Genomic DNA, 16,475 nt, shown 5'->3' on the forward strand with positions numbered 1-16,475 from the left:
ATCGCTGTCGAGAAATCCGCCTTGATCTACAACAAACTACGAACGTACTCGATCGAGCGCCGAAAGTCCTCACTCATCGAGCGTTCCGGAGTCATGCTGTCTGGGTGCCACAGCTCGAGACCCAGCCATCCGGAGTAACCGGAAGCATGGATAGCTGCGAGGAGAGCTGGGAAATTCACATCACCTTCGAGCAAATCCTCCGTTGGCGTGGAGCCGTGCCCATTCCGGAAGTGGTACGCATAGATCCGCTCCGGGAAGTCGCGTACCCAGGCGATCGGGTCTTGTCCGGCAGCGATCGCCCAGCCGGTATCTACGCAGAGGCCAAGCGAGGCATCGGCATATTCGAGCACAGAACGCAGGTCGCCGTCGGCATGCCAACTGTCGGCCGCATGGTTGTGCATCGCTGTACGCAGACCGAACCTGGATCGGATCAACTCCGCGATTCGAGTCATATTTTCACCTTGGCGCTTGAAGTCGTCCTCCGTTTTGTCCGCGCCGCCTTCGTGCGAGCCTTGCGTGCGGTCAGCGTTAAGCAATAACACGTCGCCGCCCGCAGCGGCAAGTCTCTCCGCCCAAGGGAGCACGCTCCGGTCGACATCAAGCTTGGCAAAATCATGGTGAAGCTGTATCCCGATGTAGGAAGCGGAAACCTGCAGTCCATATGACCGGGCGATGGCTAGCTTCTCTGGCGCAGCGTCCGTCTCCACAGCTTCCGCTCCGGCTTCGGCGCATGCGCGGTACAGCTTATGCCAGTCGTACTCGATGCCTTCGCGTTTGAAGCGTTCCATCCAACCGTACAGCGCAGTGGAAAATCCTTTGATCGGATGGCTCATGCCTGCCCCTCCTCATCGGCAGGATGGATGCTCGTGAGCTGGCTCTGACCTGTGCTCGCACTCCCGTAGACGGATTGCAGATGGCGGAAATGGTCAACTGCGCGGTCGCCGACATTCGCAAGCGACGAGAGACCGCGAACCTTCCGATGGAAATGGACGAGCGGATGGTCCATGATCGTGTACGGACTGCGAGGAGGGAGCGGCACTTCTTCCTCGACCACTTGTCCATCACGGTCAAAACGAATATAAACTGGCTGCCTCGAGTCAAAAGGTGTCCACTTGACCGAGCCGCGCGTGCCTTCGATTTCGACTTTGACGTATTCGTCTCCGTGCGTACACGATGCCCGCTCGTAATGAACGGAAACCGGTCTCGGGCCACTAATTCCGCCACGGAAGGTCATCATTGCACCGACATGAGTTTCCACGTCAAACTTCGTGTCCGCCGGATCGACCGCCGTCTCTGGCTTGCCGAGCCAAGCGCCTGCTACCTCAACCGTTTCGGGCTGCAGCATGTCATGCATCATCGCGATATCGTAAGGACCCCAGTCCATCATGACGCCGCCGCCGCTTCTTGCGCTGTCCAGGAACCATCGGCTGTTCGCTTGATATTCGATGCCGGACCGGCTGCGCGCCCACTTGTTGACCCACGTCACATGATAGATGTCGCCAAGCTGGCCGGAACGAATGATTTGTTTTACGGTTTCGTTGTGGTGCATGCCTTTGAAGCGTACGCTGCAGCAGCCGAGGAGCTTGCCGGCTTTACGGGCAGCCTCGAGCATAAGCTCCGCTTCTTCGTTATTCATCGCAAGCGGCTTCTCGCAAAGCACGTGACGGCCGGATTGCAAACCGAGCAGAGTTGGTTCCAAATGTGCAAAAGGCGGCGTCCCCACAATGACAATATCATCGTCTTGCGGAGGCTCTGCGTTCAACATGTCGCTTGCATTTGTATAAGACGGAACGCCAGGGAATTGCTCCAGAAATTCAGCCATTGCGGCTGGATTAGGATCAGCCACGCGAAGCTCGATCTCTTCGCCGAGTTTCGCAGCTGTTTCAGCATGTGTCCGGGAAATGACGCCGGCGCCAATTAAATAGATTCTCATCGGGATAAACGCCTCCTTATATTCACCCACATCCTAGCACAGCGAACCTCTTGATTCTCGCCGGAACAGGGGGAATACTTGTCATTTTGTCCGCTTATTTCGAACTTGGTATAATGAACGTGTTCAGGTGGTGAGAAGATGATTGTCGATGAGCTGAAATTAACGAGATCGTATGCATTTTGCCGAGTCTGGGGGTCTGCGGAGGAGCATGTCCTTCATGTGCATGACTGCCTGGAGATCGGCGTGCTGCTTAAGCATCATCTCGAGTATCGTTTCGGTGACCGCACGTATAAAGGCAAGCCGGGAGACGTATTCTTATGCAGGCCGTTCGAGCCGCACTGGAGCTTCGCCGAGCCGAATGAGCCGCCGTATGAGAGCATCCTTGTCTTGTTCATGCCTTCTGCGCTTAAGGGGATGCCGGATTGGAACCGGCTGCTGCTTCCCTTTTACACGAATGAAGAGGTTCCGCCTTATATTCCGGGGGATTCTCCATATGCGGGGGCCATCTGCAAAGCTGCCGAGGAAGCGGCTCTGGCACAGGAACAGCAGGCGAGCAACTGGATGACGCGGCAGTACATGCATTTAATTGATATTTTGCTGCAGGTATCTGACTTTGCGGCAAGCTACGCACCGAGCGGCGTTGATCAACAACGACCGGCAATTCGTTTAGATATTATGGATGCCATCGGCTATTTGCTGCAGCATTATACGGAGCCTGTTGACGGGACGGTGCTGCTGGATCGGAGCCATTCGGGGAAGACGAAGTTTTTTCATGAATTTCGAGCGCTGACAGGGCTTTCGCCGAATGAATTCCTGAATCGGCTGCGGGTGCAGCATGCGATGGATTTGCTCAGAACGACTTCGAGTCCGATAATCGATATCGCGGAAAGCAGCGGCTTCGGCTCGCTCAGCGCATTCAATAAGCAGTTTAAGCAGTATACGGAAGCTTCGCCTCGGGAGTATCGGGCGCGGATGACGTCGGATTAACGTGAAAAAGCCCCGTAAGGTCAACGTTTCGTCGACTTTGCGGGGCATTTCTTTGATGTAACAGTGGTGCCAATAAAATTAAGTCTTCGACTTCAGCCAGCCAGAAAGATTGGAGATTTCGGCATCGGTGAGCTGGCCTTTGAATGCTGGCATGCCTCCGCCGCCGTTTTGGATTTGTGTTGAAATTTCATCTAGTGATTTCGTGCCGCCGATTTTCTGCAAATTCGGTCCAACGCCGCCGGATAAGTCAGTCGCATGGCAGCTGACGCAATTCGCTTTGTACACGGTTTCTGCAGCAGACGCATCGACTGTACCCGCCGCTGGATTATTATTGGTTCCTGTGTTCGTACTCGGCGTATTCGTGGATGTATTCCCGCCGTTCGTAGTACCAGTATTGCTCGAATTGTTGTTATTACCGCCGCAAGCGCTTATCGATAGTGCCAGCGTAAGTCCCGCAGCAGATACCATCAACCATTTGGATTTCACTTTCATCTTCGTATATCCACCTCATTCTTGGTCTTATTTTCATACGTTTCCCCCAATCCTCACGCCATATGCGGGCATAGTCCGAGCCAATCGAACGAATAACCTCACACGAGATGGACAATCTAACCATGTGACTTGAAAAATATAACAGGCGTGCAGCCGGAATCGAGGTGAGCGCAGCTGGACATCAACGAAGATGTCGTGAGGCACTTGACGGAGCTGAGGCGAAGATTGCTTATTGTATCTGCCTGCTTCCTAGTGTCCATGTGCGGCGGCCTTTATTTGTCGCCCCGCATTTTGAAGTACATTAAATCGAGCTCGGCAGCTGCATCGGTAGAGTGGAACGTGTTCTCGTTCACGGACGGCTTGTTCATCTACTTACGGTGCGCTTTCTTGCTGGCGATTCTGTTCTCGCTGCCGGTGCTTCTCTATCAGACCTGGGCGTTCGTAAGACCAGGCCTCACATCCAAGGAGGCAAAAGGAACGCTTGCTTACGTGCCGTTCTCGTTCTTCTTGTTCCTCGGAGGCGTATCGTTCAGCTACTTCCTCGTGTTCCCGATGATGCTCCGCTTCATGATGCAGATGAATCACACGATCGGGGCGACGGAAACATACGGCATTGACAAGTACTTTGTCTTTCTGTTCAGCGTCGTCTTCCCGCTGGGCGTCGCGTTCGAGATGCCGCTGGTCATGCTGTTCCTGACAAGGCTTGGCTTGCTGACACCGGAGCGGCTGAAGACATCGCGCAAATACGCATACGTCGGCTTGGCTGTAGTCGGCGCCTGCATTTCGCCGCCGGATTTTGTCTCGCATCTGTCCGTGACAGTGCCGCTGCTCTTGCTGTTCGAGATTAGCGCGTTTCTGTCGAACCGTTTCGCACGGCGGCAAGCCGCGTCGGGATATCCATACCGAAGCCCAGACCCAGGTCCCGCATAAAATCACGATTGCAAAAGGAGAATGCATATGTTCAACAACATCGGTGTTTCAGGGTTAATCATTATTTTGCTCATCGCGCTCATTGTGTTCGGACCGGCCAAGCTGCCGATGCTGGGCCGCGCCTTCGGCGACACACTGCGCGAATTCCGCAGCTCGACCCGCGGAATTGTGGAGGAAGATACGCAGACGATGCAAGCGCCGGCTCCGGCACCGAATCCGGCTCCGATTGAGCTGGAGAGTAAGGATGGTCAGAAGCTGCTGTAGGATAGGCGGCGGTGGTTGAGTAGACAAGGTGTGAGGTTGAGTGGATAGGTGGAGCAGCAGCCTTAGGGTTGCTGCTTTTTTTTCTGTGCACAATACAACCCCGAATGGTGTCTGAAAGCGGGGAAAGCCTATCTCGGAGGAGATAAATTAAAGTAACAATGCTGTTTCGGGAGCCGAGAGTTCCCGAAAGGCTCTCTCGGCGTCGAATACACGCCAAAAGCATGCCGAGAGAGCCGAAAAGGATCTCTCAGCGCCTGAATTAAAGTAACAATGCTGTTTCGGGAGCCGAGAGTTCCCGAAAGGCTCTCTCGGCGTCGAAAACGCGCCGAAAGCATGCCGAGAGAGCCGAAAAGGATCTCTCAGCGCCTGAATTAAAGTAACAATGCTGTTTCGGGAGCCGAGAGTTCCCGAAAGGCTCTCTCGGCGTCGAATACACGCCAAAAGCATGCCGAGAGAGCCGAAAAGGATCTCTCAGCGCCTGAATTAAAGTAGCAATGCTGTTTCGGGAGCCGAGAGTTCCCGAAAGGCTCTCTCGGCGTCGAAAACGCGCCGAAAGCATGCTGAGAGAGCCGAAAAGGATCTCTCAGCGCCTGAATTAAAGTAACAATGCTGATTCGGGAGCCAAGAGTTCCCGAAAGGCTCTCTCGGCGTCGAATACACGCCAAAAGCATGCCGAGAGAGCCGAAAAGGATCTCTCAGCGCCGGGATCTAAGCAACCATCAAGTTTCAGTGAGGCGAGAGCTAATCTCGATAAGTAGTTCACCGGTTAACGTTGTACCCGCGGATTTTATGAACGCCTTCCCCAGCAGGGAGCAACTTTTTCTTAATGGTCATCCGATGAAGTACCTGATAAGTAACTTTTTTTGAGAGCTGCAGCAGCTCCATCACATCACGAGGGCGAAGCGGGCGGTCTAGTCGTAATGCATGGCGGAGAATCTCGGCTTCGATGATATCGTCGATGCTGCCGTTCGACGACCGGCTGCCGCCGAGCCAGCAGCCCATGAATTGCTGCAGCATTTGTTCGCACATCCGCGGCCGATCGCTGACGTCGTCGTAGGCGAAGCGGAGGATTTGCCAACCGTCATGCGAAGTCCAGGAAGCGCGAACCGTCCTTGAAGTCTGCTGCCTCATACTCTGCTTGAAGCTGGTCGAAGCTTCGAAAAGCGGGATACCACACCTGCTGTAAAAACATTTTCTCTGCATGACCATGCCCCTCCGTGAGCCGATGTCGCCTATCCCCTTGAGCGCTGCTAAGTTGCTCTCCGAACCATTGCTGATATGCCATCTGAAAGTTCATTCACACTACTCCCCTCGCTAACTAAATAAAAACCGCCCCATCCGGAACACGTCGTGTCCGAAAAGAGCGGTGTGTGCTTCACAACCGTATGAATTTGATTCAAAGATATCATAAGTACTGGAAATTGAAAAGTAGTTGGTGGAGCGGGAGCTATCTTGGGAACGGGTGAAGTAGGATCACAGATTGCGGTTTAGGAAAGGGTTTCCGAGCGGGTAAGTTGAGGGTTTGCAGGAAAGTGGGGGAGGAGAGTAGGGAAAGGGTGAAGGTAAGCGGGAAGTTGAAGGGAAATGTAACTAGGTTGGGGGAGCAACTGGAACAAGAGTAGATTTGGTGTAAGTAGGTGTTTCTGGTGATAGTGCTAGGTGAGATTAGGCTTATACTGTAGAAGCAATTAAGGGCCCTATCCAATAAAGGATAGAGCCCTTTTTCGCCCAAGTGAAAACTCACTCAAACAAGCAAGCCGCCTTTCTTCCGGTAGTTCAATATCCCTTCAGCCGTCCGGTAAGCGAGCGCGCCGACGGTGTTGGTCGGGTTGTAGCCGGCGTTCTGAGGGAAGGAGCTTGCGCCGACGACGAATACATTCTCCGCGTCCCACATTTGGCAGTAGTTGTTGACCGCCGAGCTTCCGGCATCGGCCCCCATAATGACACCGCCTGTATTGTGAGTCGACTGGTACGTCATGATCTCGTACGGGCCTAGCTCCTTCAGGTAGTCGATTTTGTCTGCGCCCATTTCCTTCATAATATCCGAGCATTTGAGCGCTAGAAATTTCGCCAGCTCCCGGTCCTGTTCCTCGAAGTCGAACGTAATCCGGATCAGCGGGTCGCCGAACGCATCCTTGTAGGTCGGATCAAGGTCCAAGTAATGATGCTGGTAAGACATCGAAGAGCCTTGCGTGCCGATGCTGAGCGTCTGGTTCGCATATTTGATGGAATTCGCCTTAAACTCCTTGCCCCACGTCGCAGTGCCCGAAGGAACGGGGTTGTTCTGAATCGGCCTTGCTCCCGCTTGAGCCAGCGTAATAACGCCGCCGTGGATAAAGTTCAGGCCGCTATGGTCAAAGTTGTCGCCATTATAGTCATCGAGCGAAACGCCAAGCGCGCCAGCACCAGCGTAGGTATTAAACTGCTCCTTCTCGAAGAAGCCCGCCGCGCCGCCTTTGACAACTTGATACGCATAGTTTTTACCAATGGCGCCTCTGCCGGTGGAAGGGTCGTACGCCTTGCCGAGCCCGGAGAGAAGGAGCAGCCGCGTATTGTTGAACACATAGCTCGCAACGACGACAATATCGGCAGGCTGAATAATTTCTTCGCCTGTCGTTACGTCGATATACATGACGCCGGTCGCTTTGCCGTTCTTATGTATGACCCGTCTCACATCGGAATGGCTGCGAATCTCGAACTTGCCGGTTTTGTTCGCGACAGGGATGACCGTGACGACGGGATCGGCCTTCGCGCCATACTCGCAGCCGAAGCGCTCGCAGTAGCCGCAATATTGACAGGCGACGCGGGCGATGCCATCCGGATTCGTATAATTTTCCGACAAGTTGGCGGATGGCAGAGGATAAGGATGGAGCTTGAGCTTCGTCGTCACATCCGTGAACTTCTGCAGCGAAGGAGATTGCTTCATCGGAGGCGTCGGATACGGATTGGTTCTTTTGCCGCCGAGCGGGTTCGGAGATCCGGAGATGCCAGCCGTCTTCTCGAACTTGTCGTAATACGGCTCCATCTCATCATACGTAATGCCCCAGTCCTGAATGGACATGCCGGCTGGAAGCTTGTTTTTGCCATATCGTTCAATCGTTTTGCTGCGAATTTGAAAATCATACGGCAAGAAGCGGTACGTATGCCCGTTCCAGTGGACGCCAGAGCCGCCAAGCCCAGTGCCAATCAAGAATGAGCCGTAAGAGCGCATCGGCAGGGCGCGGACCTTCTCATTGCTGCGGAACGTGATCGTTTCCTTCGATAAGTCTTGGAACAGCTCATAACGGAGCGCATAGCGCAGTTCATCATGAACCATGAAATAATCCTCGGTTTTCCGTTCCTTCCCGCGCTCAAGGCCAACGACGTTAAGCCCGGCCTTCGTGAGCTCGGCTGCGATAATGCCGCCTGACCAGCCGACGCCGGCGATCACGACATCTGTTTTCGGTAATGTTTTTGCCATAGCTGACTCCTTTCCTTTGCTAAGCTAATGTGCGGCCAAGTGATCCTGCAGGCTGCTTGGCTCAAGCTTCGTAAATCCTTTATCGATCGATGCAGCATAGCCCATCTGGTTGCCCGGGTAGCTGCGCATCCGCCAGCCGCCCATATTGATATTGCCGCCGTATAGCGGATCGCTGTATGCGCCTTCGAGCGTATTGGAGCGAAGCGTTTTGAAGAAGCCGCTTGCTGAAATTGTGGTCAGCTTCGCCGTGTCGGACTCGAAGTCCTTAAGCACAGCATCCATTTCTTCCGGCGCAAGGGAAGGGAAGCTCTTCTGGTACTTGCTGTTGCTGTAGTTGTCCATCTCGCGAAGGCCGATCTCGTAGATTTCGCGCCGCTTCAGCCGGCCTTGGTAGCCCTGCTCCTTCTCCCCGGAATAGAAAGGCGGGCTCATATAATCGCGCGCATTGAAGCCGTAATCGCCGGCCAGCTGATGATCGATGAAGAACGCAACGCCAAGCGTTTTGGCGCCAGGGCCGTTCTCATCCTCCGGAAAGATGCGCTCTGCCGCGCTTTCGACGATTCGGAACTGCTCTTGCGTGAAGAACATCAAAGCACGGTTATAGTTGCGTGCTTCCTCCGTGGTACCGCCTGCGTTCGTCGCCGGCTTTCCAGTGTTCGTGTTGTTGCTGCTTTCGTTGTTATTCGTTTTATTGCCGCAGCCGATGAGCGAGGCTAGAGCGCCGCCGACAACCAAGGTGCCTAGCGTATAGCCGGTCGTCTTCAGAAATTTACGGCGCGAATTGCTGTCGATCGACTCCTCGGAAACGGATTGCTCAGTGGACATAGGGTCTTGTGACTGTTCGGACAGGTGATCTTGATCGGTTTGAGTCAACAGTTGTCCCTCCTGAAAATGGTTTTCCTGAACGTACGGTTATTATTTTCCAAGCGAGCATGAATATTCATTTCGAGGGCAAGGATATGCTAACGACAACAACGAGCCTTACGCAGGGAGGTTTTTTCAGTGAAATCGAAATTAATGATCGTGTCAGCAGCAGGCGCGCTGCTTCTTCTAGGCGGCTGTGCGACTGCAAAAACGGAAGTGAAACAGCAGAGTGCAAATGCGGCGCATAAACTCCACGAGGCGGCGGCAAGAGATCCTTATGTGATCCCGTCTGCTCACGGCGTAAAAACGATGACGACGAACCGTCAAGGCAGCACGACGAACGGAATGGGCACGACGGTGTACAGCATGATCGGCAGCTCAGGACTGCATTCCACGGGATTCTCTGCGCATCTGGAATCGCGGCTGAGCGGCGTCGGCATCTCCGACGTGCGCGTGTTTGTTTTCGATGATACGGTTGTGCTTGCGACGGACAAGCGGACCCCGAATGCTTCGCAGTACGACGATGTGCAGCGGAAGCTGCTTAGCCCGAATGAAGGGATCTCAGGCAAAGGCTCCACTCCTGGCCATGGCCTCGGCGGAATGTCGGGAACGGATACGTCAAGCCATGATAACCTGACGCTGGCTGCGGACAAGATTCAAGAGTTTATGGGCGGGAAGGTCAAAGTCTACACTGTGGAAAGCGCGAAGGCGGTCCAGACGATCGAGCAAATCCGGGCAGACGCGACAGCGGACAAGCTTGCACCGGCGAAGCTTGCCGGAGAAATTCAGTCCCTGCTGCAAATCGTAGAGAGTCAGGGACATTAACGATCAACGATTAACGCTCAGCGCTCAATAATGCACGAGATTGAAGTCCACGCACTACGTGGGCTTTTTTTGCTATGACCGTTTACACAAAGCATATATTGCGTTCATATAATCCGAAATCAGCTTTTATATAATGGGGTGGTTGGTCTGAAATAAGCGAAAACGATGAGTAGGGTGGTAGTTCACATCTTAAAGAAGCATGATTTGCACGACTGCCGTTCACTGTATGATTTGATGGTGGATCCAGCGGTTTTTCCATTCGTCCGTCACAAAAGCCAATCCTACGAACAGTATCTTTTCACTACCAAACAGCTCATCGTGGAAGAAGAATCGCAAGGGACATGTATTTCTAGAACGATCGTGAACGAGCAGGCTGCGCCCATCGGCACGATTCAGCTCTATAACATTACGGACCGAACAGGCTTTCTGGCAACCTGGATTGGTGCACCTTATTTCGGCCAAGGGTATAATGGGCGGGCGAAAGAGGATTTCTTCAGCGAGCTCTTTCTTGAAAACGGAATCGAGACGGTCTACTTGAAGGTCCGCAAGCAAAATATCCGCTCGAAGAAGGCGGTAGAGAAGCTCTCGTATGTTCAGCTAGCTAATGAGAGGAAGCCTCAAGTCTATCAGTCGATTAACGAGTCTGAGCCGATCTATGATCTCTATCAAGTGGAGCGGGCAGCCTTCTTAGCTAGCCGCGCTCGAACGAAAGTCATGGAATGCCGGATGACAAGAGGCTGGTCCGATTGCCGAATTCACCGTCAATATGCGGCGGGTGAAGAGCACTCGTCCTTACATCCTTGGTAAGGTCAAAAATGGAAAGTGTTAACAAGAGGAGAAATGGCTGGATGGGGCGAATAGTTGGGTAATCATTTCCGCGAGGGTGGAGAACTCAATTGGCGCAAATTTTGCAGAGCATCATGGGCAACTTTATGTTTATTTGCATTCCATCCATTCTTTATTTCGTATTCTGGACGAAGTATGGCGAGAAAGCTGGCAAGATGCAGAAGCTCGTACTACTTCTATTCTTAGGGATAACCTTGGTCCTGTGCATGACCTTTCCTTATGATTATGAATCACGATACCGGCTGGATTTCAGACTTATTCCGCTAGTGCTCGGTGTATTGTACGGCGGTCCTTGGGTTGGAGGCGCGCTTCTTGCTATTCTGGCTGCCTACCGCTGCATGATCGGCATCAATGATGGTACATATTTTTCGGTTTTATCGGCTGCTATTACTTACCTCAGTCTGATCCTCATTATGAAGAAAGTCCGATTGAATAACCGCAAAAAACTATTTGTCGCACTTATCGGATCTGCTGTATTATTTCCAGTCTCGCTGCAAGTGACGTGGGTTAGTCTGCACTATATCGAACTGAGAGATACGCTGCGTCTTACGATATTCAAAGTTATTGAATTCTCCGCCATCTGGGTAACCGTCTATCTCGTCGAGCTGTTTTGCAATCACATTCGAATTCGGATGGAGCTGCAAGAGATCGAGAAGATGAGGGTCATTAGCCAGATTGCAGCTAGTGTATCGCACGAAATTCGTAACCCGCTCACGACAGTGAAAGGTTTATTGCAATTGTTCAAGGAGAAGGAGCTTCCGGCGGATAAGCGTGCGAACTTGACCGATGTTGCGCTGCATGAGCTGACTACGGCGATTAATATCATTAGCGATTATCTCACCTTTGCCAAGCCGCAAATTGCCAAAATGACGCCGCTCGATCTGTCCACGGAGCTGCAGCAGGTAGTGAGTGTATTGACGCCATATGCCAACATGCAGCAAGTGGCGCTTACGATTGATGTTGACTCCAATCAGCCGATTCTCGGCGACAGCCAGCAGTTCCGCCAAAGTCTCATCAATCTCGTCAAGAACTGTATCGAAGCCTCGTCCAATGGGAAAGTCGATCTCACCGTGGTTATGAGAAAGGGAGCCGTCGTCATCCGCATACAGGATACGGGCTGCGGCATGACCGAGGATCAGATTGGCCGGCTCGGCACGCCTTATTACTCCACGAAGGAGAAGGGAACAGGTCTCGGCACGATGGTCGCATTCAGCATCATTCGGGCGATGAACGGGACGATCCATGTGGAGAGCGAAGTGAATAAGGGGAGTTTGTTCGAGATTTCGTTCCCGATTGAGGATAGTGCGTAGCGAAAGCGATTCAAGAAATAGTGAAGCAGGCGAAGCGAACTTCGGCCTGTTTTTTTTGTTGAATTGATAGATTTTAGTATATGTTATATAACTCTTTATGTATTATACGTTGATAGACCTCATTTCATATAATTATAGAGATAATCTATAATTGATAACCCTTAACCGAGCGATCCATGCAGACCCTTCGGACGGAACGGGATCATAATCAATTGCAGCTCGTTCAAGCGCACAGCAACGCCATTCAGCAATTTATAAATCAGAAGATCAGTCTGGTTGACAATACGATTCAAGCGCATCCTGAATTCCAGCAAAGCCAAGCCGGGCAGATTCTGCCGGTATTGAAGGAGTTGAAATCAAGCTTCGACGATATTGAACTCTTTTCTTTCGTAAACCCGGATGGTTTCATCCAGCAAACAGACGGAGTTACGATGGACGGCTCCGCTTTCAACAACATTAAACAAGTGAAGGCGTCCAAGAAGACCGCCGTTTCCGATATCATCACGCAGGAGAATACCGGAAAGCCGATTATCATTATCGATATACCGATTTTGAAGACAGATGGGGATATTGCAGGTGAAATTCAAGCTGTTCTCGATCCCTCCCAAATCATTGGCCTTATTGAGAATATCCATTACGGGGAGAGCGGCTACGGCTTCTTGGTTGGCCGGGACGGTACCATTCTCATTCACCGAGACAAGAAGCTAATCGGGAAAAATATGGATTCTTATATCCGTTCCGCGAATATGCTGAAGAACCAGATCAACCAAGGTGCGACAGGCAATGCCGAATACGCACTTGCGGACGGGACTTCGACTCAAGCTGCTTATACGAGTGTAGGAGACATCGGCTGGCACCTGATTATCGCTGCTCCGGCCAAAGAAGTGCTGCAGCAGCAAAATGCAGCCATTCGCAATTCAATCGTCATTATTCTGGTATCTTGTTTATTTATAATTCTGATTGCTTATTTGATCGGTTCGTATGTGCTCAAGCCGCTGCTTCTTATCTCAGCTTCCATGCGCAGGGCGGCAGCGGGAGACTTCACCGTCCAGAAGCTGGCTACGCGTAATCAGGATGAAGTCAGTCAGCTGTCGGAATCCCTCAACGGAATGATCGATAATTTGCGCTCCCTTATTGGGGACGTCATACATACAACGGAGAATGTCGCCGGGTCGGTCGAGCAAATATCGCTTGCGACGGACGAGATTGCGCAAGGAAACAGCTATCAAGCGGAGTCTTCGCAAAGAATGGCCGATCTGTTCCAATCGCTTACCGTTTCGATCCAGTCGGTAGCCAATAAAGCCGGCGAAGCTTCGGCGCTGGTCAAGGAGTCCGTGGAACTCGCGAACGCATGGCGGGGAGATCGTCAGCGATTCTATTCTGGGCATGGATCAAATTAGTTATCAGATGAGCTTGCTGGAGTCGGACTCGCAGCGAATAGGCGAGATTATTGATGTCATTGAAGGATTGTCCGAGCAGACGAATTTGCTTGCATTGAATGCTGCGATCGAAGCGGCAAGAGCAGGGGAACAAGGCCGCGGCTTCGCCGTAGTTGCCGAAGAAGTACGCAAGCTCGCGGAACGCAGCAGTCAAGCTTCCAAAGAAATATCCCAAATCGTTCGCATCATGCAAACCAATACCGATAAGAGCATTCGGCTGGTATCGGACGGGGTGATCTGCGGCATCCGCGGAACAGACGGCGGCCACCTCGCAATCGCTGGCTCATCTGGCGAATCAGCTGCACAGCTCTGTGAAGATATTTAAATTGTAATTGCAAGGTTTCGGCTTCTCATAGATAAAGGAGCTGAAACCTTCCAGATTGGAATCCAGGCGTGGCGTACAGCGGCAGCGGCGGCGGACGTGACGGCAGGAAGCTCGTATAAGGAGGGGAAAGCGATGAGTCGAATTCGGTTTGGTATTGTAGGGAGCGGCTGGCGGACGGATTTCTATCTGCGTATTGCAAAAGCATTGCCGGAGCGCTTCGAAGTAAGCGGCGTTGTCGTGCGGAATGAGGAGAAGGCGAGGAAGCTGACCGAGGAGTGGCAGGTGCCGGTTTATCGAAGCGTCGCCTCGCTGGTCGAGGAAGGCAAGCCGGCTTTTGTCGTGACGAGCGTACCGTGGGCTGCGAACCCGGGCGTGATGGAGGAGCTGGTCAGCTATGAAATGCCGGTGCTATCGGAGACGCCTCCGGCACCGGACTTGGACGCGCTGATCCAGCTGAACGAGAAGCTTGGCAGCGCCCGCATTCAGGTGGCGGAGCAATACGCGTTCCAGCCGATCCATGCGGCGCGTATCGCCATTGCCGGGTCGGGCAAGCTTGGCACAGTGATGCAGGCGCAAGTCTCGGTCGCGCACGGCTATCACGGCATCAGCCTGCTGCGCAAGCTGCTCAGCGTCACGTCCGAGAACGTGCGGATTCAGGCGTACCGATTCGCATCGCCAATCGTGAAAGGGCCGGGCAGAAATGGCGATCCGGATCGCGATGAGCAGACACAATCGGAGCAAATGATCGCTTCGCTCGATTTTGAAGGGAAGCTGGCGATGTATGATTTTACAGGCGATCAGTATTTCTCGTGGATTCGTTCCCCACGCGTATTGGTGCGGGGCGAACTCGGCGAGATCAACAACCGGGAAGTTCGGTATTTGAAAGACTATCTAACGCCGGTTGAGCTGGAGCTGCGCCGGTTGAATGCCGGAGAAGACGGCAATCTGGAGGGCTATTACCATAAAGGGATTTTGGCGGGCGAGGAGTGGGTATACCGCAATCCGTTCGTGCCGGGAAGGCTCAGTGACGATGAGATTGCCATTGCAACCTGCCTCGCGAAGATGGACGAATATGCGGCTGGCGGACCGAGCTTCTACAGCTTGGCGGAAGCGTCGCAGGACCATTACATCAGTCTGATGATGAACGAGTCGCTTCGCACCGGCGCGCCTGTGCAGACGGAGACGCAGCCTTGGTGGAAATAGAAATTGTAGCAAAGAAGGAGCCAACCTACCATCGGTAGATTGGCTCTTTTGCATCGACTACGAGAGATAGAACTGGAAGTCGGGCGCAATGCTCAGCTTCCCGTCCATCACTGTAACGGATTGTGAATATTTCACACTGAAGCCGGTATCGAAAAATTGATCATAACGCACACTGTAAGTCCCATCGGGCAAGTAGCAATCAAACTTTCCATCTAAGACCCAAGCCGAGTACTCTTGGTTGTTTCCGTAGAAATTAATGTAACCGCCGGTGAGAGGACCGCCTTCATTGCTGCTCGCCGTGCCATGAATATTGACTACAGGCTTCGTCCAAGTCAAATCAGTCTGCAATTGGTCGCTGCTGATCGTGAAATTCCGGTCAATGATAAATTGCTGCCGAGTGGTGGAGTCATAATAGGAAGACCACTGGTACTGTCCATCCGGCAAGTAGAACGAATAAGCTCCGCCTGGGGCGCCCTCTACAAAGCAGCTCTCCTGCTCGCCATTCTCGCCAATCGAACACCCGCTGAAATTGCCGTAGATTTCTTTGGACTCGCTTGCGACTTGACCTGTCACGTTAGGCCGATGCGCGATAAGATCGAGCGAAGAGACCGTCCCGTCCTCGCTAATCGTGAACGGATGATAAATATCATAGTTATCGTAAACACCTGACTCTATGGTCAGGTAGTTGAAGATATACGAGCCTTGCTCGTAGAAATCAAGATAGCCGATCCCGCCTCGAATAGTTACGGACACCGAGCCGTGCGAAGTGTAGAAAGTAGCACTGGCCCTCGCGATCGGCACTCCATTAGGATCATGGAGTGTAACCTTCAATCCGCTCTGCGAAGGAGATAGCTTCGTAAATACGGTCTGCCCTGCTTTCACCTGCAATGGCTCTACTTGGGCGACCTTCTGTTCCAGGTCTCCCGCACTAGGGAGGTAGCTGACGAATTTATAGCTGCCTAATGCTACGCTAATGCGGTAAAAGGCGTTCCGCAGCGTTGCTTCCAACGTCTCGCCGGAGTCGGTATTCACCAGTTTCACATACCCGTCCTTAACCGCGGCACCGTCCAAATCTACCGCATACCCGTATAAGACAGCTTGTTCACCTGGTGTACGAAGCAGCACTTGATGGGCTGAGGGCTGATACAGCACATCGTAGCCAAAAGCATTGGCGATGAATCGAATCGGTACGAAAGTGATCCCTTTAACGAGTATCGGAGGAGTAGTAACCGTCACACGCTCTCCGTTTATGGTAACAACCGATTGGCCCAGCTCCATGCTAAGCTCGATGCCGGAACGGTGAATAACGATGTGCTGGCCGGAGAAGCTCACCGTTGCTCCAAAGTGCTCCATTGCGGCCCGAAGCGGAAGATAGACGTTGTTATTTTGGATAATGGGACTTGCGCTAATGGCTGTTCCGTCGATCGTGAGCGTGAGTCCTTGCTGCTGTTTATCAGCTGCGGCTGCGGAAGCCGGGGCTGCGAGCATTAGCAAGAGACAAATGCAGATGAACCACTTCATGATGTGTACCCCTCTCTATTAAATTACAAATATTACTAGAAGCTATTATCTCGAAAGGCAGGCCTGCTGGCAATAA

The 16,475-nt window shown here is 52.6% G+C and carries 15 protein-coding genes and 1 pseudogene; 9 read left to right on the forward strand and 7 right to left on the reverse strand.

The genetic code is table 11. The features are described 5' to 3' along the window. Positions 1-26 precede the first annotated feature (26 nt). Both A8990_RS03560 and A8990_RS03565 read right to left on the reverse strand, forming a co-directional pair. A complete protein-coding gene (locus A8990_RS03560; protein ID WP_116187656.1) occupies positions 27-833 on the reverse strand; it encodes a sugar phosphate isomerase/epimerase family protein in 807 nt (268 codons plus the stop codon). Further along, positions 830-1,933 (reverse strand): Gfo/Idh/MocA family protein, encoded by a 1,104-nt coding sequence (locus A8990_RS03565; RefSeq protein ID WP_116187657.1) that lies wholly within the window; start codon positions 1,931-1,933, stop codon positions 830-832. Before A8990_RS03565 ends, A8990_RS03560 begins: the two co-directional genes overlap by 4 nt. 138 nt (positions 1,934-2,071) lie before the next feature. Here A8990_RS03565 and A8990_RS03570 point away from each other — a divergent pair, with 138 nt between their 5' ends. Next, positions 2,072-2,920, forward strand: coding sequence for a helix-turn-helix transcriptional regulator (locus A8990_RS03570; protein WP_116187658.1), 849 nt, complete (start codon positions 2,072-2,074; stop codon positions 2,918-2,920). Between the two features lie 78 nt (positions 2,921-2,998). Here A8990_RS03570 and A8990_RS03575 read toward each other — a convergent pair whose 3' ends face one another. After that, positions 2,999-3,412, reverse strand: a complete 414-nt coding sequence (locus A8990_RS03575; RefSeq protein WP_116187659.1) for a c-type cytochrome — start codon at positions 3,410-3,412, stop codon at positions 2,999-3,001. Between the two features lie 174 nt (positions 3,413-3,586). Between A8990_RS03575 and tatC the strand changes: the two genes are divergently transcribed. Both tatC and tatA read left to right on the forward strand, forming a co-directional pair. Continuing rightward, on the forward strand, positions 3,587-4,342 hold the full coding sequence (gene tatC / locus A8990_RS03580) for a twin-arginine translocase subunit TatC (RefSeq protein WP_116187660.1): 756 nt from the start codon (positions 3,587-3,589) through the stop codon (positions 4,340-4,342). A gap of 27 nt (positions 4,343-4,369) precedes the next feature. Beyond that, positions 4,370-4,606 carry a twin-arginine translocase TatA/TatE family subunit gene (tatA, locus tag A8990_RS03585; RefSeq protein WP_116187661.1) on the forward strand — a complete coding sequence of 79 codons (237 nt, stop codon included), beginning with the start codon at positions 4,370-4,372 and terminating at the stop codon, positions 4,604-4,606. 759 nt (positions 4,607-5,365) lie between these two features. On the opposite strand, the gene A8990_RS31220 is transcribed toward tatA, so the two are convergent. The 3 genes from A8990_RS31220 to A8990_RS03605 all read right to left on the reverse strand — a co-directional run bounded on the left by A8990_RS31220 (position 5,366) and on the right by A8990_RS03605 (position 8,891). After that, the gene (locus tag A8990_RS31220) at positions 5,366-5,809 is read right to left on the reverse strand and encodes a hypothetical protein (protein WP_147306762.1); all 444 of its coding nucleotides are present in this window, start codon (positions 5,807-5,809) and stop codon (positions 5,366-5,368) included. 541 nt (positions 5,810-6,350) lie between these two features. Further along, positions 6,351-8,066 (reverse strand): GMC family oxidoreductase, encoded by a 1,716-nt coding sequence (locus tag A8990_RS03600; RefSeq protein WP_116187664.1) that lies wholly within the window; start codon positions 8,064-8,066, stop codon positions 6,351-6,353. A 24-nt stretch (positions 8,067-8,090) separates the two neighbouring features. Further along, complete coding sequence (locus tag A8990_RS03605; protein WP_116187830.1) at positions 8,091-8,891, reverse strand: gluconate 2-dehydrogenase subunit 3 family protein; 801 nt, start codon at positions 8,889-8,891, stop codon at positions 8,091-8,093. Between the two features lie 177 nt (positions 8,892-9,068). Here A8990_RS03605 and A8990_RS03610 point away from each other — a divergent pair, with 177 nt between their 5' ends. The 6 genes and pseudogenes from A8990_RS03610 to A8990_RS03635 all read left to right on the forward strand — a co-directional run bounded on the left by A8990_RS03610 (position 9,069) and on the right by A8990_RS03635 (position 14,878). Next, positions 9,069-9,755, forward strand: coding sequence for a hypothetical protein (locus A8990_RS03610; RefSeq protein WP_116187665.1), 687 nt, complete (start codon positions 9,069-9,071; stop codon positions 9,753-9,755). Between the two features lie 186 nt (positions 9,756-9,941). Then, positions 9,942-10,460: pseudogene (locus A8990_RS03615) on the forward strand (GNAT family N-acetyltransferase); the annotation flags it as partial. A 191-nt stretch (positions 10,461-10,651) separates the two neighbouring features. Then, positions 10,652-11,911, forward strand: a complete 1,260-nt coding sequence (locus A8990_RS03620) for an ATP-binding protein (protein WP_116187666.1) — start codon at positions 10,652-10,654, stop codon at positions 11,909-11,911. A 176-nt stretch (positions 11,912-12,087) separates the two neighbouring features. Further along, positions 12,088-13,311 carry a methyl-accepting chemotaxis protein gene (locus A8990_RS03625; RefSeq protein WP_116187667.1) on the forward strand — a complete coding sequence of 408 codons (1,224 nt, stop codon included), beginning with the start codon at positions 12,088-12,090 and terminating at the stop codon, positions 13,309-13,311. Further along, complete coding sequence (locus A8990_RS32430; RefSeq protein ID WP_116187668.1) at positions 13,298-13,675, forward strand: methyl-accepting chemotaxis protein; 378 nt, start codon at positions 13,298-13,300, stop codon at positions 13,673-13,675. Before A8990_RS03625 ends, A8990_RS32430 begins: the two co-directional genes overlap by 14 nt. A 132-nt stretch (positions 13,676-13,807) precedes the next feature. Further along, complete coding sequence (locus tag A8990_RS03635; protein ID WP_116187669.1) at positions 13,808-14,878, forward strand: Gfo/Idh/MocA family protein; 1,071 nt, start codon at positions 13,808-13,810, stop codon at positions 14,876-14,878. Between the two features lie 57 nt (positions 14,879-14,935). Here A8990_RS03635 and A8990_RS03640 read toward each other — a convergent pair whose 3' ends face one another. Further along, positions 14,936-16,399 carry a stalk domain-containing protein gene (locus A8990_RS03640; RefSeq protein ID WP_116187670.1) on the reverse strand — a complete coding sequence of 488 codons (1,464 nt, stop codon included), beginning with the start codon at positions 16,397-16,399 and terminating at the stop codon, positions 14,936-14,938. Positions 16,400-16,475: the final 76 nt, after the last annotated feature.

The sequence above is a fragment of the Paenibacillus taihuensis genome (assembly GCF_003386535.1).
GTDB lineage: Bacteria > Bacillota > Bacilli > Paenibacillales > Paenibacillaceae > Paenibacillus_Z > Paenibacillus_Z taihuensis.

Bases quoted from the DNA above. Each gene is read 5' to 3' on its own strand.
- A8990_RS03600 (WP_116187664.1), bottom strand. From the start codon at position 8,066: ATGGCAAAAACATTACCGAAAACAGATGTCGTGATCGCCGGCGTCGGC.
- A8990_RS03605 (WP_116187830.1), bottom strand. From the start codon at position 8,891: ATGTCCACTGAGCAATCCGTTTCCGAGGAGTCGATCGACAGCAATTCG.
- tatA (WP_116187661.1), top strand. From the start codon at position 4,370: ATGTTCAACAACATCGGTGTTTCAGGGTTAATCATTATTTTGCTCATC.
- A8990_RS03575 (WP_116187659.1), bottom strand. From the start codon at position 3,412: ATGAAAGTGAAATCCAAATGGTTGATGGTATCTGCTGCGGGACTTACG.
- A8990_RS03565 (WP_116187657.1), bottom strand. From the start codon at position 1,933: ATGAGAATCTATTTAATTGGCGCCGGCGTCATTTCCCGGACACATGCT.
- A8990_RS03625 (WP_116187667.1), top strand. From the start codon at position 12,088: ATGCAGACCCTTCGGACGGAACGGGATCATAATCAATTGCAGCTCGTT.
- A8990_RS03560 (WP_116187656.1), bottom strand. From the start codon at position 833: ATGAGCCATCCGATCAAAGGATTTTCCACTGCGCTGTACGGTTGGATG.
- A8990_RS32430 (WP_116187668.1), top strand. From the start codon at position 13,298: ATGGATCAAATTAGTTATCAGATGAGCTTGCTGGAGTCGGACTCGCAG.
- A8990_RS31220 (WP_147306762.1), bottom strand. From the start codon at position 5,809: ATGCAGAGAAAATGTTTTTACAGCAGGTGTGGTATCCCGCTTTTCGAA.
- A8990_RS03570 (WP_116187658.1), top strand. From the start codon at position 2,072: ATGATTGTCGATGAGCTGAAATTAACGAGATCGTATGCATTTTGCCGA.
- A8990_RS03635 (WP_116187669.1), top strand. From the start codon at position 13,808: ATGAGTCGAATTCGGTTTGGTATTGTAGGGAGCGGCTGGCGGACGGAT.
- A8990_RS03640 (WP_116187670.1), bottom strand. From the start codon at position 16,399: ATGAAGTGGTTCATCTGCATTTGTCTCTTGCTAATGCTCGCAGCCCCG.